Origin of the sequence: Pallidibacillus thermolactis, from assembly GCF_025660415.1 — a bacterium.
GTDB lineage: Bacteria > Bacillota > Bacilli > Bacillales > Caldibacillaceae > Pallidibacillus > Pallidibacillus thermolactis.
Genome location: NZ_JAOUSE010000026.1, coordinates 868 through 16,064, shown reverse-complemented (window position 1 = coordinate 16,064; position 15,197 = coordinate 868). Strand labels below are relative to the sequence as shown.

Sequence of the window (15,197 nt, the reverse complement as noted above, 5' to 3'; positions counted from 1 at the left end):
TGAAATGGGTAGAAAAGTTTTAGTATTAGCGGAGTTAAAGGATAATAAATTACGGAATGTTTCCTTTGAAGCAATTGCAGCAGCAAAAACCATTGCTGAAGATGGTGAGGTCGTTAGTTTATTATTGGGAGAGTCGGTAGAATCTCTAGCAAACGAACTGATACAATATGGTGCGGATCGAGTAGTTGTTGTGGAAAATGATAAGTTAGCTCAATATAATTCGGATGGATATTCACAAGCTGTACTTGCCGTCATAAAGCAAGAAGATCCAGAAGCTATTGTATTTGGACATACAGCGTTAGGAAAAGATTTATCGCCAAAAGTTGCAAGCAAATTGGATTCCGGACTTATTTCAGATGTAGTCAATGTTGAAGTTACAGGTGGAAATGTGGTCTTTACAAGACCTATTTATTCTGGTAAAGCTTTTGAAAAGAAAATTGTAACGGACGGTCTCATTTTTGCAACTGTTCGTCCAAATAATATTGCTGCATTAGAAAAAGACGAGTCTCGTTCCGGCGATGTTTCAAAAGTAGATGTTGATATTAAAGATTTGCGCACAATCATTAAAGAGGTTGTGAAGAAAACAAGCGAAGGTGTGGATCTATCAGAAGCAAAAGTGGTTGTTGCTGGTGGACGTGGATTGAAAAGTGCCGAAAACTTCAAAATGCTGGAAGAATTGGCAGATGTTTTAGGAGGAGCCGTTGGTGCTTCCCGTGGTGCGTGTGATGCCGGGTACTGCGACTACTCACTCCAAATTGGTCAAACAGGAAAAGTAGTAACACCAGACCTTTATATTGCAATTGGAATCTCGGGTGCGATCCAACATTTAGCGGGAATGTCCAATTCAAAAGTAATTGTAGCAATTAATAAAGATCCTGAAGCTAATATTTTCAAAGTTGCTGATTACGGTATTGTTGGTGATTTATTTGAAGTGGTCCCACAACTTACAGAAGAGTTTAAAAAATTAAAAGTAAACGCTTAAATTTCTAAGGGTAAAGTGACAATTTGTTACTTTACCCTTTGATTTTTTAAATTATATTTACAAAGTATTCTGTTATTTTTTTCAGTGATATGATTTAATGGTTATTTCAGCCAATATAGGGTAAAATGATGTTGAAACAAATCATTCGCAAATTTGTGGATCCAGTGATATACTGTCGATAAGAAATTTTAAGGAGGGTTATTATGGCAATTGTAAATGCAACTGACCAAACATTTAGTGAAGAAATTAAAAGCGGTTTGGTCTTAACAGACTTCTGGGCTACTTGGTGCGGTCCTTGTAAAATGATAGCTCCAGTTCTTGAAGAAATTGACGCTGAAATGGGCGATAAAGTTAAAATCGTAAAATTAGATGTTGATGAAAACCAAGAAACGGCAGCAAAATACGGTGTGATGAGTATTCCAACATTAATTCTATTTAAAGACGGAGAAATCGTGGATAAAGTCGTTGGATACCGTCCAAAAGAAGCTTTAGAAGAAGTTATTAACAATCATTTATAATGTTGTAATCGTCAATTGACATGGCAGTCCATTTTGGGCTGCTTTTCTTCATTTATATACCTTTTATCTATCTTTTTATCCCCTAAAGGAATTATAGTATAATATTAGTTATATGAATAACACTCAATATGGAGTGAGCACATTGGAAACAAAACCAAAAATTAAAGAGAAATTAGCATTATTGCCAGATCAACCTGGTTGTTATTTAATGAAGGACCGGCAAGGGACGGTTATCTATGTCGGGAAAGCAAAAGTTTTAAAAAATCGGGTCCGTTCTTATTTCACAGGATCGCATAATGCGAAAACTCAAGCATTGGTAAGTGAAATAGAGGACTTTGAATATATTATAACGTCATCCGATGTCGAAGCATTAATTTTGGAGAACAATTTAATTAAACAATATGATCCAAAATATAATGTCATGTTGAAGGATGATAAAACATATCCGTTTATTAAGCTGACGTCTGAACGTCATCCAAGGTTAATCATTACGCGTAAAGTAAAAAAAGGTGACAAAGCCAAATATTTTGGTCCCTATGCCAATGTTTATGCAGCAAGGGAAACAAAAAGATTACTCGACAAGTTATATCCGTTACGTAAATGCCAAACATTACCAAAACAAGTGTGCTTATATTACCATATTGGCCAATGTTTAGCACCTTGTGTCTTTGATGTTTCACAGGAAACGTATAAAAAAATGACGACCGAGATTACAAAGTTTTTAAATGGTGGTTATAAAGAAGTAAAGAAAGATCTCACTGAAAAAATGATCGAAGCCAGTGAAAAATTAGATTTTGAGCGGGCGAAGGAGTATCGGGATAAAATTACGGCCATAGAAATGACGATGGAAAAACAAAAAGCAACGATGACCGATCATATAGATCGAGATGTTTTCGGTTATGCTGCAGACAAAGGTTGGATGTGTGTCCAAGTATTCTTTGTCCGTCAAGGAAAATTAATTGAACGGGATGTGTCGATGTTTCCTTATTATAAAGATCCTGAAGAAGAGATGCTAACATTTTTAGGCCAATTTTATGATCGACCAGAACATTTTAAGCCGAAAGAAATCTTACTACCGCAAAATGTGGATGCAGAACTCGCCCATGCTTTACTTGATGTGAAAATTGTTCAGCCAAAACGGGGACAAAAAAAGGAAATGGTTGAACTTGCAAACAAAAATGCGAAAGCAGCATTAAAAGAGAAGTTTTCCTTATTAGAGCGGAATGAAGAACGAACAATAAAAGCGATCGAAAAATTAGGCGAGCAAATGAATATTTATACGCCGTATCGTATTGAAGCCTTCGACAACTCCAATATTCAAGGGACAAACCCGGTATCGGCAATGGTCGTTTTTACAAACGGGATGCCAGATAAGAAGCAATATCGGAAATATAAAATTAAAACGGTTGAAGGACCAGATGACTATGACTCGATGCGAGAGGTTATTCGGAGACGGTATACACGCGTTTTAAAAGAAAACCAGCCACTGCCTGATTTAATCTTAATTGATGGTGGAAAAGGACAAATTGAAGCAGCGAAGGATGTTTTAGAAAATGAACTTGGCCTTGACATTCCAGTTGCGGGATTAGTAAAAGATGATAAGCATCAAACTTCTAATTTACTATTTGGTGATCCACCAGAAATGGTCCCTCTTGCTCGAAATAGTCAAGAATTCTACTTGCTTCAGCGGATTCAAGATGAGGTTCACCGTTTTGCGATCACATTCCATCGCCAATTACGTGGAAAATCGATGATTCAATCCATTCTCGATGAAATACCGGGAGTCGGTCAGAAACGAAAGCAGTTATTATTAAAGCATTTCGGTTCTGTAAAAAAAATGCAGCATGCTTCTGTTGAGGATTTCATGAAAATTGGGATACCGAAAAATGTGGCCGAATCCATTGTTCAAACATTACAAAACTCTGAAGACTAGGAAGTCCTTTTAAGTGGATTTCCTTTTTTATTTTTTTTGAGATTTTGTTTCATGGACAAAAAGGTGAGGAAAAGAGGTTGAAACGTCTTTGCGAGAACTTCTCGCGGACAAAAGGGAACCAAAAGAGATAAGAAAAGTCCGATCGAGCATCTCACATTTGCGCACAATAAATAATCAGAAAATATGTATTGATTCCATTATTTCAACATGCTATAATATAGCCAATTTAATAAATTCATGTTCTGAAAAGACGTGAAGATAGAGGCGCGGTTTTTAAGAGTACATGTATGGAGAAGATTGGACTTCTGTGAAATACATGGAAAGGAAAAATCGCCGAAAGAAAAAATAGTCCAATTCTATTTTTTCTTGGTTCTGCTACTGAATAAGTACAGAACTGTCAAGAGTTACTCTTGGAGAGCTATCTCACTGTGAACACGCTAATAATTGCGTTTTTGCAGGCAATGGGATTTCTCCATTGTCTTTTGTTTTATCTTGCACAAGTTTCTAGCGCTCTCCTTACAATTTTCACAATGTGTAACAATGTATTTAAAATTTGGCTTAAACAGCTGAAAAGAGGGGGAAAAAATTGGGCATTATTGTACAAAAATTTGGCGGTACGTCGGTAGCAACGGTAGAAAAAATATTAAATGTAGCAGATCGAGTTTTAGATGAAAGAAAAAGAGGGAATAATGTTGTCGTCGTTGTATCAGCAATGGGAAAATCAACGGATGAGTTAATTTCTTTAGCTAAACAAGTTTCAACCAAGCCTAGTAAACGTGAATTGGATATGTTAGTCACGACAGGTGAACAAGTCACGATTGCATTACTTGCAATGGCGCTGCATGAAAAAGGACATGATGCAGTGTCGATGACAGGTTGGCAAGCGGGGGTGGAAACAGAACCGATTCACGGGAGTGCACGGATTTTGAACATTGATACCGACCAGATCAACAGGGCGATCCGTGAAGGAAAAATCGTGATAGTTGCTGGATTCCAAGGTATCACTGAAGATGGAGAAATAACGACGTTAGGCCGTGGAGGTTCAGATACGTCTGCCGTCGCTTTAGCAGCAGCTCTAGGTGCTGATCGATGCGATATTTACACAGATGTAACGGGTGTATATACTGCCGATCCACGTTATATTCCGTCTGCGAGACAATTATCAACGATATCTTATGATGAAATGTTAGAGTTGGCGAATTTAGGTGCAGGTGTGCTTCATCCAAGGTCTGTTGAATTTGCGAAAAATTATCAAATTCCTTTAGTCGTTCGCTCAAGTACAGAAAAAGTGGAAGGAACTTATGTATTGGAGGAAACAATAATGGAAGAAAACTTAGTTGTCCGCGGTGTTGCCTTTGAAAAAGATATTACAAAATTAACGGTTTATGGTTTATCAAATGAAATTGCAAGTTTATCATCGGTATTTACTCCGTTAGCTAAAAATAACGTAAATGTGGATATTATTATTCAAAATGCGTCTGACCAAAACTTGAATACACTATCATTTTCGATTAAAACCGATGAGTTGCAAGAGGCATTGCAAGTATTGGAAGAACATAAAGAATCAATTGGTTATGATCATATTGAATATGAATCAGGTTTAGCAAAAGTATCCATTGTTGGTTCAGGCATGATTTCAAATCCAGGTGTAGCGGCTCAAATGTTCGCTTCATTAGCTGAAAAAGATATTTTTGTAAAAATGGTCAGTACTTCAGAAATTAAAGTATCTGCTGTAGTCAACGAAGACCAAATGTTAAAGGCTGCTGAAATACTGCATGATGTTTTCGGTCTTTCAAAGGTAGAACAGGAAGTAAGTGTTGCAAAATAATAAAAACGTTAAAAAACTTCATCAAGTGAGTCAGTCAACTCATTTGATGAAGTTTTTTGTAAAAAAATGGTTATTTTACAATTGAAATGAATAATATAATGAACAATGTCCACATTATTTATAAGTCTATAAGTGGAATATCATCCCATTTCACTGTAAACAATACTTTTCCATCCTTTTTTTTCGGATGTTCAAAAGTTTCGGCATAAACTTTCTTTTGTTGGGCAATTTGTTCAGCGAGGAAGCCGGCCTCAAGTTGGAATGTTGCATTGGTTCGTGTTAAAATGCGGTGTTTTACTAAGTCGCTTGTTAATTGAAGTTCGATTTCACTTTTCTTTTGGCTAATAATATCCAGGTTGCCCCATCCTGCATTTCGAAAAAACTCTTGAATCTCATCAAAAGAAAATAATGGATATTTTCGAGCGATTTGTTTTCCGATCCAATAAAGAATACTAGGTGCATCTTCCCCTAAAATTTCTTCTATAAAATCTTCACGAATCAGTTCATATCCAAATGCAGGAACGGTTAATTCAGTTAAGTTTATTTTTTCTTTTACTGTTTTTCTACTCAAACTTTGCTCCCCCTTTTCTTCAAATCTATTATATACAATTTCTGTTCATTTATTTAACATTTATTTATTTGGAAAAAAATTATATTAAAATATCCTCCTAAAATTTAGAATTTTTATTAGGACTTTATGACAACTTTATGAAACTATCATGTGAAGAAAAAAATATTTTTCAAATATTATTAAACCTGTATCCGTTTTCTTGACGGGTTTTATAAAAAGGTTTACAATTGAGTTGTTCATATATTTGCCATAGTTTTTAAAATTTATAGTCAATGATTAATAACTAAGGGGGGTACATCTTAAGATGGCAGGAAACCGTGAGTTTAATAATCGGAGATTACACTCACTATTAGGAGTTCTTCCGATCGGTATTTTCTTAATTGTCCATTTAACAATTAACTATCAAGCAACAAAGGGAGCAGAGGCATATAATGCAGCTGCAGGATTGATGGAAAACATCCCATTTCTACTATTTGTAGAAACTGTAGTCATTTATATTCCTATATTATTCCACGCAATATATGGAGTATACATAGCGTTTACTGCAAAGCCAAACAATGTTCGTTTCAGTACTTTTAGAAACTGGATGTTTGTTTTGCAAAGAATTACAGGGGTTATCCTCATTATCTTCATTGCGTGGCATGTGTGGGAGACACGGATTGCGAAGGCACTTGGTGCTGAAGTGAACTTTGACATGATGGCAAATATAGTCGATAATCCTGCAATGTTAGTGTTCTATATTGTCGGAATTGTTTGTGCAACATTCCACTTATCGAACGGTTTATGGTCATTCTTTGTAAGTTGGGGGATTACCGTATCACCTCGTTCACAAAGAATTTTGACGTATGTTACAATGCTAGTTTTTGTAGCTGTAACATTTATAGGTGTTCGTGCAATCTTAGCATTTACTGTATAAAACTATATGACTATGTGAAGCGATTACGAGAAAACCTTACAACTTATGTATTGAACGTATGAATTAATAGATTGATAGGAACAACGACTAGAGATTACTTAATAATTGGGGGAGTGAGTCGCAGAAATGAGTAAAGGTAAAATTATTGTTGTCGGTGGCGGATTGGCAGGCCTAATGGCAACAGTTAAAATAGCTGAGGCTGGGGTGCCAGTTGAATTGTTCTCTTTAGTTCCGGTAAAACGTTCTCACTCTGTTTGTGCACAAGGTGGAATTAATGGAGCGGTTAACACAAAAGGTGAAGGGGACTCACCTTGGAAACACTTTGATGATACGGTATACGGTGGAGACTTCTTAGCAAACCAACCGCCTGTAAAAGCAATGTGTGAAGCGGCACCAGGTATCATTCACTTGTTTGACCGTATGGGGGTTATGTTTAACCGTACTCCAGAAGGCTTACTAGACTTTAGACGTTTTGGAGGAACATTATATCATCGGACTGCCTTTGCAGGTGCTACAACAGGACAACAATTGCTTTATGCATTAGATGAACAAGTACGTCGTCATGAAGTAGCCGGTTTAGTAACGAAATATGAAGGTTGGGAATTCTTAGGCGCCATCATTGATGATGATCAAACATGCCGTGGTATTGTGGCACAAGATTTAAAATCTGGAGAAATTAAATCATTCCCTGCAGATGCGGTTATTATGGCAACAGGTGGTCTTGGTATTATCTTTGGTAAATCAACAAACTCTGTTATAAATACCGGATCAGCTGCAGCAATTCTTTATCAACAAGGTGCGATCTACGCGAACGGTGAATTTATCCAGATCCATCCTACAGCAATCCCTGGAGACGACAAATTACGTCTCATGAGTGAATCTGCTCGTGGTGAGGGTGGTCGTGTCTGGACCTATAAAGATGGTAAACCTTGGTACTTCTTAGAAGAAAAATATCCATTATACGGAAACCTAGTTCCAAGGGATATTGCTACCCGTGAAATTTTCGACGTATGTGTCAACCAAAAATTAGGCATCAACGGGGAAAATATGGTTTATCTAGACCTATCCCATAAAGATCCACATGAACTTGATGTAAAACTTGGCGGAATTATTGAAATTTATGAGAAATTTACAGGTGATGACCCACGGAAAGTTCCAATGAAAATCTTCCCAGCTGTACACTACTCAATGGGTGGATTATGGGTTGACTATGAACAACAAACCAATATTAAAGGTTTATTTGCCGCCGGTGAGTGTGATTATTCACAACACGGTGCAAACCGTCTTGGAGCAAACTCCTTACTATCTGCTATTTATGGTGGTATGGTTGCAGGTCCAAACGCGGTTAAATATATTGAAGGTTTAGAAAAGAGCACAGATGCCTTACCTTCAAGCTTGTTCGAACGTTATCAACGTCAAGAACAACAAAAATGGGACGATATCTTGAAGATGGACGGAACTGAAAACGCCTATGTAATCCATAAAGAACTTGGTGAATGGATGACAGATAACGTTACCGTTGTACGTTACAACGATAAACTATTAAAGACAGACGAAAAGATTCAAGAATTAATGGAACGCTGGAAAAATATTAATATTAATGATACTTCAAGCTGGAGTAACCAAGGTGCACAATTTACAAGACAATTGCAAAATATGCTCCATCTTGCGCGTGTTATTACGCTTGGTGCGTATAACCGTAATGAGTCTCGTGGTGCACATTATAAACCGGAATTCCCTGAACGTAATGATGAAGAATGGTTAAAAACAACTATGGCTTCGTATGATCCTGCTACAAATGCACCGAAATTTGAATATGAAGATGTGGACGTATCTTTAATTAAACCAAGAAAACGTGATTATACGACGACAAGTAAATAAGAAGGGGAGGAGAATATAGAATGGCTGAACAAAGAAAAACAGTGACTTTTATAATCCAAAGACAAGACACACCGGATTCTACCCCTTATGAGGAGACGTTTGAAATTCCATATCGTCCAAATATGAATGTGATCTCAGCATTGATGGAAATTCAACGGAATCCAGTAACAAAAGATGGTAAGAAAACTTCGCCGGTTGCTTGGGAAATGAACTGTTTAGAAGAAGTTTGCGGTGCTTGTTCAATGGTTATCAACGGGAAACCTAGACAAGCTTGTTCGACCATGGTTGATAAATTAGAGCATCCTATTAAATTAGAACCGATGCGTACATTCCCAGTAGTACGTGACTTAGTAATTGACAGAAGTCGTATGTTCGACTCCTTGAAGAAAGTAAAAGCATGGATTCCAATTGATGGAACTTATGATTTAGGACCTGGGCCAAGAATGCCTGAAAATAAACGTCAATGGGCGTATGAGCTTTCAAAATGTATGACGTGTGGTGTATGTTTAGAAGCCTGCCCTAACGTGAATGACAAATCAAACTTTATGGGTCCTGCACCGTTATCACAAGTTCGGTTATTTAACTCCCATCCAACAGGTGCAATGAATAAAGCAGAACGTTTAAATGCTATTATGGGGGATGGCGGTTTAGCTAACTGTGGTAACTCACAAAACTGTGTGCAAGCTTGTCCGAAAGGTATTCCTTTAACAACGTCCATTGCAGCATTAAACCGTGAAGCGACTGTTCAAATGTTCCGTAACTTCTTTGGTAGTGATTATTCCTATTAATTGGTTACGTACAATCAAAATCAAGAGGCTGGGCCAACTGGATGGTTCAGCCTCTCGTTATAAAGTAAAACGAATGAATATTCATTCAGTACGTGAAAGGGGAGGTTTTAATGAAAAAGATCAGCTACATACAAGATTTTCCATCATGGAAAGCAGGGTTCGAATTTTTTGTACCCGTTAAAGTCAGATTTTCAGAAACCGATATGTTTGGTCATTTAAACAATACGGTTCCGTTCGTTTATTTTGAAACAGCGAGAATTGAATATATCCATTATCTCGGACTTTATCGACAGGATTTAAAGGAAATGAGGGAAACGATTCCAGTCGTCGCTAATCAACAATGTGATTATATTCGGCAAGTATATTTTGATGAAGAACTAAACATTTACGTAAAAATTAATGAAGTTGGTAATTCCTCAGTTGATCTTCATTATCTAGGTGTAAAAGGCGATGATACGGTCTGTTTTACCGGACGCGGAACAATTGTAAACATCAATAAAAATAGTGGAAAATCTGTTCCTTGGACAAGTGAAGAGAGAGAAATTTTCTTTAAAGCAATGAATGTCAATGTGGTTTAAAATAATAATGCCTATTTCTTACAGAATGGGATGATTGCTGTCACTCCCTTCTTGCCGTTCACATATGATATTGTGACGATTCATACCCATCCCCGCGTTTTCTAGCTGGCGAAGGCAAGGAGGGTTCATGTATTTGAAGGAGAATGATTTCACTCATAAGCCGTTATTAACTAAACGAGAAAGGGAAGTATTCGAACTGTTAGTACAAGATAAAACAACTAAAGAGATAGCACAAGAGCTTTTTATAAGCGAAAAAACAGTTCGAAATCATATTTCAAATGCCATGCAAAAGCTTGGAGTAAAGGGGCGTTCACAAGCTGTCGTCGAACTTCTCCGTATGGGGGAGTTAAAGCTTTAAGAGAAGCCGGCTATCCTTTTTTGGAAAGCCGGTTTTTTATTTCTAAAGTGCAAAATTCACTTTTATACAAGCTACAGGTATTGGTAAAACTTTCCTTATTGGAGAGACGATATCTCTAGCTGGCCCAATCTTTTTGGATGCCAGTTTTTTATATTACTAGCAAGTAAAAGCGTTATTAGGCTTGAAATTTAACGTAAAAAAATAGAAAATAGGGTTAGATTGATTTTACGAGTTTAAATAAAAAAAGTAAACATACGAAAAGGACATAATATATAAATAGATTTTTATTTTTATATACATTAAAAAATACGTTACTATTATTATAATTAAGCCAAAAAAGAATTAGTAGTTGTTTGTTTTTACATGTCATGATAGATTTAGATAGAATATAGCGGGGGTGCTCTATTTGGAAAATCAAATGAAGAACGAAGTGAACATGGAAACTGTAGCAACAATTGAAAAAGATTTACGTTTTGTATCCGGATTAATTAAACAAAAGGGTCGTGAAATCTTAAACCATTTTCCGGTAACCCCGCCACAATTTGTTGCTATGCAATGGCTATTAGAAGAAGGCAGTATGACAATTGGTGAATTATCGAAAAAAATGTATTTGGCTTTTAGTACAACAACGGATTTAATTGCGCGAATGGAAAAAAATAATCTTGTAAAAAGGGTTCGCGATGAACGGGACCGTCGTGTCGTTCGTGTCCATTTATTAGATGAAGGAATTCGGATCATTGATGAAGTGATTAAAAAAAGACAAACCTATCTTCAAGAAATTTTACATGGCTTTTCCGATGAAGAGATCCGTACTTTACAAAGTAATCTACGAAAATTACACGATAATATGAAGTTGAAAAAAGAACAAAAAAAGTGAAAGGTTGAGGCAAGTTTGGCATCAAATCCAATAGGCATCATAGATTCAGGAGTAGGTGGGTTGACCGTTGTTAAGGAAATGATGCGTCAATTGCCTAATGAATCAATTATCTATATGGGAGATACAGCCCGATGTCCATATGGACCGAGAACTAGTGAAGAGATCAGACAATTTACGTGGGAAATGACTCGTTACTTAGAGCAGTTTCATATAAAAATGCTCATTATTGCTTGCAATACAGCTACTGCGGTGGCGCTCGAAGAAATTCGCGAAAGTCTTAACATTCCTGTACTTGGGGTCATTCATCCCGGTGCAAGAGCGGCAATTTCGGTTTCCAAAAAGTATAAGATAGGTGTTATTGGGACAGATATGACCATACGCAGTAAAGCATATGAACATGCTTTAAAAACAATCCATAATGAAGTCGATGTTTATGGTTTAGCCTGCCCGAAACTGGTTCCTTTAGTGGAAAGTGGTGTAATTCATGGTGATTTAGCGGAAAAAATTGTAGCGAATTCACTTTACCCTCTTCAAGATAAACATATCGATACGTTAATATTAGGGTGTACGCATTATCCGATCATCCAGCCTTTAATTGAAAATTACTATAATCATAAGGTAAAAGTGATCAGTTCGGGTGAAGAAACTGCTAGAGAAGCGAGTGCCATATTAGATCATACACATATGTTAAATATGTCTAAGGATCAGCCTCCGATCTATAAATTTTTTACCACTGGTTCAAAAACGATTTTTCAATCCATAGCGAAACAATGGCTACGAATGGATGATCTAGAAGTTGAAACAGTAAAACTGTCCAATGTTGAATATATTTAAATATAGGTTGTCTACTTGTTTTTCAAAAAAACGAGTTGGACAACTTTTTTTTATTCCCCTAGAATTTTTTAAATTTGTCCAATTTTTTTCTCGTCTTAGGTCTATTTTCGAAGAAGGCTCGTATACATGTAGTACAAACAGTCATGGGGGGATTTTATGAAATCTACAATTCGTGCATTTCAGTACGGTTTGTTATTCATTGTAACCATTGTATTTCTTTCTGCTTGTTCATTGTTCCCGCAGCTAGCGAAGGAGGAAGTAGACCCACCAAAAGAAAATGTAACCTATGAAGAAGATGTCGAGTTAACAGATGAGGGACAATCTGAAGATGGAGAAGAAGGAAAGGAAGGAACGGTACAAACGGAGCTATATTTAATCGATAAACATGGACTTGTCGTTCCCCAAACTTTCCAATTACCAAACACGGAAAGTATCGCGAAACAAGCCTTGGAATATTTAGTAGAAGGTGGCCCGGTGCAAGAGATGTTGCCGAGTGATTTTCGAGCTGTCATCCCAGCAGATACACAAATTAGTGTTGATATTCATGATGGTGTGGCAACCGTTGATTTTTCAAAAGAATTTGCAGACTATGCTCCAGAAGATGAGTTGAAAATCTTACAGTCCATTACATATACGTTGACCCAATTTGACACCATTGACAAAGTGAAACTTCAACTCAATGGAAATCCGCTTACAGAAATGCCGGTTAATGGTACTCCAATCAATGGAGAATTAACGAGAAATATTGGTATTAATATTGATACATCTGAAGTAGCGGATATTACAGATACCGAACAGGTAACCGTTTATTATATTGCACAAACAAACGAAAATAGCTACTATGTACCTGTTACTAAACGAGTGAAAAACGATAACAAAGATACCGTTGTGACTGTTATAGAAGAATTGATTAAAGGGCCGAAGTTGAACTCTGAGCTGTATACGTTGTTTATGCCCGATGTTGAATTAGTGGAAGAACCAACTATAAAAGACGGTGTGGTGACGCTTAACTTTAATGAAAATTTATACGGCAGTTATGATCAAAAATTAGTGACCAAGCAAGTACTAGATACACTCGTACTATCATTAACAGAACAAAAAGGGATTGAAGCCGTTTCAATTCAAGTAAATGGCGAGGCCGATGTGGTTAACTGGGAAGGAGAAACATTGGCGGAACCGGTAACGAGGCCAAAACATGTAAATACTGGTAGTTTTTAAAATAAAATTTGTTTATAATATTAATATAAAGAGAGTTAGGAGGGGGATTTATTGCCGCCTCTTCTTTCTTTATTTATGGAAATGTAGTAAGAATGCTGATTAAAAAGAGGGAATCCACTATGAAGGAAATTATTGTTGCGACGAAAAATAAAGGAAAAGCAAAAGAATTTGCTGAAATGTTCCAATCACTAGGATTTACCGTTAAAACTTTACTTGATTTTCCAGATGCACCGGATATTGAAGAAACGGGGGAGACTTTTGCTGAAAATGCCTTATTAAAAGCAAAAGGAATCTCGGAGTATTTTAATAAAATTGTGATAGCCGACGATTCTGGTCTTTGTGTTGATGCGTTGGACGGAAGACCAGGCGTATATTCTGCTCGCTATGCTGGGACAGAAAAAGACGATGAAGCGAATTTACAAAAGGTTTTAGACGAATTAAAGGGAGTACCATTTGAAAAACGTACAGCCCATTTCCATTGTACATTAGCCCTTGTGATTCCTGGAAAAGATCCTGTCATCGTAGAAGGTAAAGTGGATGGTTATATCATTGATGAAAAACGGGGAGAAAATGGTTTCGGGTATGATCCTATTTTTTATGTCCCTGAATTTGGAAAAACGACGGCAGAGATGTCCCCAGAAGAAAAAAATAAAATTAGTCATCGTGGTCAAGCATTGAAAAAGTTAAATGAATGGGTGCAAGAAGCTGTTGAATCGGGTGAGTTAAGCATATGAAAATCTTAATTTGTAGTGATAGTCATGGATTAACTGATGAACTGATTGAACTGAAAAAACGTCACGGTGATATGGATTATTATATTCACTGTGGTGATTCGGAGTTGACCGGTGATCATCCGGCTCTGGATGGTTATCGAGTGGTGAAAGGAAATTGTGATTTTGGGAGTGATTTTCCAGAACAATTGATGTTACGTGCGGAGGATCACACAATTTTAGTAACCCATGGTCATCGATATCAAGTGAAATCCAATTTGATAAACTTACGTTATAAAGCTTTGGAAGAAAATGCAAATATTGTTTGCTTTGGACACAGCCATATGTTAGGATTTGAAATGGTAGATGACATTTTATTTATTAATCCTGGCAGTCTTCGTTTACCAAGAGGACGAAGCGAAAAAACTTATATTATTTTAGAGATCGTTGGTAAGAAAAAAATCCTTCATGTTTATGATGTTAATCATAACCAATTATTTAGCGAAACATTGGAGTGATAAGGGTTCTAAACCTTTTCACTCCTAAATAAAATTTTTTCAAAAAACTATTGACTATTCATTGAAAAGAGCATATAATAAAAAATGTCTTTGGTAAACAAAATGTTTTTCCAAAAGTTACCAAAAACAATGTCGTAAAACAAAAAATTAAAGAGAAAGTTCATACCATGTCCCAGTAGCTCAGCTGGATAGAGCACGATTGAGTAAGCTTCTTCGAATCAACTACAGCGTACCAATCGAGCCACATCTCTGAATTAACTTTCCGAGATTGGGACGACAAAAAATAAAAATACTAAAGAGTAACCAATTTCATAAGCTTATACCATGTCCCAGTAGCTCAGCTGGATAGAGCACGATCGAGTAAGCTTCTTCGAATCAACTACAGCGTACCAATCGAGCCACATCTTTGAATTAACTTTCCGAGATTGGGACGACGAAAAACAAAAATACTAAAGAGTAACCAATTTAATAAGCTTATACCATGTCCCAGTAGCTCAGCTGGATAGAGCACGATTGAGTAAGCTTCTTCGAATCAACTACAGCGTACCAATCGAGCCACATCTTTGAATTAACTTTCCGAGATTGGGACGACAAAAAATAAAAATACTAAAGAGTAACCAATTTCATAAGCTTATACCATGTCCCAGTAGCTCAGCTGGATAGAGCACGATCGAGTAAGCTTCTTCG

General features: G+C 36.7%; 15 protein-coding genes and 1 riboswitch. Of the genes, 14 read left to right on the top strand and 1 reads right to left on the bottom strand.

The window, feature by feature from the left end; translation table 11 throughout:
• Positions 1-4 precede the first annotated feature (4 nt).
• The 4 genes from OEV82_RS09375 (at position 5) to OEV82_RS09360 (ending at position 5,261) form a co-directional block, all read left to right on the top strand.
• On the top strand, positions 5-982 hold the full coding sequence (locus tag OEV82_RS09375; RefSeq protein WP_263061725.1) for an electron transfer flavoprotein subunit alpha/FixB family protein: 978 nt from the start codon (positions 5-7) through the stop codon (positions 980-982).
• A 203-nt stretch (positions 983-1,185) separates the two neighbouring features.
• Positions 1,186-1,500, top strand: coding sequence for a thioredoxin (gene trxA / locus OEV82_RS09370; RefSeq protein WP_173661960.1), 315 nt, complete (start codon positions 1,186-1,188; stop codon positions 1,498-1,500).
• Positions 1,501-1,642: 142 nt separating this feature from the next.
• Positions 1,643-3,433 carry an excinuclease ABC subunit UvrC gene (uvrC, locus tag OEV82_RS09365; protein ID WP_263061724.1) on the top strand — a complete coding sequence of 597 codons (1,791 nt, stop codon included), beginning with the start codon at positions 1,643-1,645 and terminating at the stop codon, positions 3,431-3,433.
• A gap of 251 nt (positions 3,434-3,684) precedes the next feature.
• Positions 3,685-3,862, top strand: a riboswitch (Lysine riboswitch).
• Positions 3,863-4,019: 157 nt separating this feature from the next.
• On the top strand, positions 4,020-5,261 hold the full coding sequence (locus tag OEV82_RS09360) for an aspartate kinase (RefSeq protein WP_263061723.1): 1,242 nt from the start codon (positions 4,020-4,022) through the stop codon (positions 5,259-5,261).
• Between the two features lie 118 nt (positions 5,262-5,379).
• On the opposite strand, the gene OEV82_RS09355 is transcribed toward OEV82_RS09360, so the two are convergent.
• On the bottom strand, positions 5,380-5,832 hold the full coding sequence (locus OEV82_RS09355) for a YslB family protein (protein WP_173661966.1): 453 nt from the start codon (positions 5,830-5,832) through the stop codon (positions 5,380-5,382).
• A 304-nt stretch (positions 5,833-6,136) separates the two neighbouring features.
• Here OEV82_RS09355 and OEV82_RS09350 point away from each other — a divergent pair, with 304 nt between their 5' ends.
• From OEV82_RS09350 to OEV82_RS09305, 10 genes are all read left to right on the top strand, one after another.
• Entirely contained in the window at positions 6,137-6,748 is a 612-nt protein-coding gene (locus OEV82_RS09350) for a succinate dehydrogenase cytochrome b558 subunit (protein ID WP_173661968.1), read from the top strand.
• Positions 6,749-6,874: 126 nt separating this feature from the next.
• Positions 6,875-8,629, top strand: a complete 1,755-nt coding sequence (gene sdhA / locus OEV82_RS09345) for a succinate dehydrogenase flavoprotein subunit (protein WP_173661970.1) — start codon at positions 6,875-6,877, stop codon at positions 8,627-8,629.
• 20 nt (positions 8,630-8,649) lie between these two features.
• Positions 8,650-9,417 (top strand): succinate dehydrogenase iron-sulfur subunit, encoded by a 768-nt coding sequence (gene sdhB, locus OEV82_RS09340; RefSeq protein ID WP_173661972.1) that lies wholly within the window; start codon positions 8,650-8,652, stop codon positions 9,415-9,417.
• A 110-nt stretch (positions 9,418-9,527) separates the two neighbouring features.
• On the top strand, positions 9,528-9,995 hold the full coding sequence (locus OEV82_RS09335) for an acyl-CoA thioesterase (protein WP_173661974.1): 468 nt from the start codon (positions 9,528-9,530) through the stop codon (positions 9,993-9,995).
• Positions 9,996-10,128: 133 nt separating this feature from the next.
• Positions 10,129-10,353 carry a helix-turn-helix domain-containing protein gene (locus tag OEV82_RS09330; RefSeq protein ID WP_033828593.1) on the top strand — a complete coding sequence of 75 codons (225 nt, stop codon included), beginning with the start codon at positions 10,129-10,131 and terminating at the stop codon, positions 10,351-10,353.
• Between the two features lie 418 nt (positions 10,354-10,771).
• Complete coding sequence (locus OEV82_RS09325) at positions 10,772-11,230, top strand: MarR family winged helix-turn-helix transcriptional regulator (protein ID WP_173658365.1); 459 nt, start codon at positions 10,772-10,774, stop codon at positions 11,228-11,230.
• A 15-nt stretch (positions 11,231-11,245) separates the two neighbouring features.
• On the top strand, positions 11,246-12,064 hold the full coding sequence (gene racE / locus OEV82_RS09320) for a glutamate racemase (RefSeq protein ID WP_173658363.1): 819 nt from the start codon (positions 11,246-11,248) through the stop codon (positions 12,062-12,064).
• Positions 12,065-12,220: 156 nt separating this feature from the next.
• Complete coding sequence (locus OEV82_RS09315; protein ID WP_173658364.1) at positions 12,221-13,282, top strand: GerMN domain-containing protein; 1,062 nt, start codon at positions 12,221-12,223, stop codon at positions 13,280-13,282.
• A 119-nt stretch (positions 13,283-13,401) separates the two neighbouring features.
• A complete protein-coding gene (locus OEV82_RS09310; RefSeq protein WP_263061722.1) occupies positions 13,402-14,016 on the top strand; it encodes an XTP/dITP diphosphatase in 615 nt (204 codons plus the stop codon).
• Positions 14,013-14,510, top strand: a complete 498-nt coding sequence (locus OEV82_RS09305; protein ID WP_263061721.1) for a metallophosphoesterase family protein — start codon at positions 14,013-14,015, stop codon at positions 14,508-14,510. The genes OEV82_RS09310 and OEV82_RS09305 overlap by 4 nt, the downstream gene beginning before the upstream one ends.
• Positions 14,511-15,197 lie beyond the last annotated feature (687 nt).

Bases quoted from the DNA above. Each gene is read 5' to 3' on its own strand.
- OEV82_RS09375 (WP_263061725.1), top strand. From the start codon at position 5: ATGGGTAGAAAAGTTTTAGTATTAGCGGAGTTAAAGGATAATAAATTA.
- trxA (WP_173661960.1), top strand. From the start codon at position 1,186: ATGGCAATTGTAAATGCAACTGACCAAACATTTAGTGAAGAAATTAAA.
- OEV82_RS09350 (WP_173661968.1), top strand. From the start codon at position 6,137: ATGGCAGGAAACCGTGAGTTTAATAATCGGAGATTACACTCACTATTA.
- sdhA (WP_173661970.1), top strand. From the start codon at position 6,875: ATGAGTAAAGGTAAAATTATTGTTGTCGGTGGCGGATTGGCAGGCCTA.
- sdhB (WP_173661972.1), top strand. From the start codon at position 8,650: ATGGCTGAACAAAGAAAAACAGTGACTTTTATAATCCAAAGACAAGAC.
- OEV82_RS09335 (WP_173661974.1), top strand. From the start codon at position 9,528: ATGAAAAAGATCAGCTACATACAAGATTTTCCATCATGGAAAGCAGGG.
- OEV82_RS09325 (WP_173658365.1), top strand. From the start codon at position 10,772: ATGAAGAACGAAGTGAACATGGAAACTGTAGCAACAATTGAAAAAGAT.
- OEV82_RS09315 (WP_173658364.1), top strand. From the start codon at position 12,221: ATGAAATCTACAATTCGTGCATTTCAGTACGGTTTGTTATTCATTGTA.
- OEV82_RS09310 (WP_263061722.1), top strand. From the start codon at position 13,402: ATGAAGGAAATTATTGTTGCGACGAAAAATAAAGGAAAAGCAAAAGAA.
- OEV82_RS09305 (WP_263061721.1), top strand. From the start codon at position 14,013: ATGAAAATCTTAATTTGTAGTGATAGTCATGGATTAACTGATGAACTG.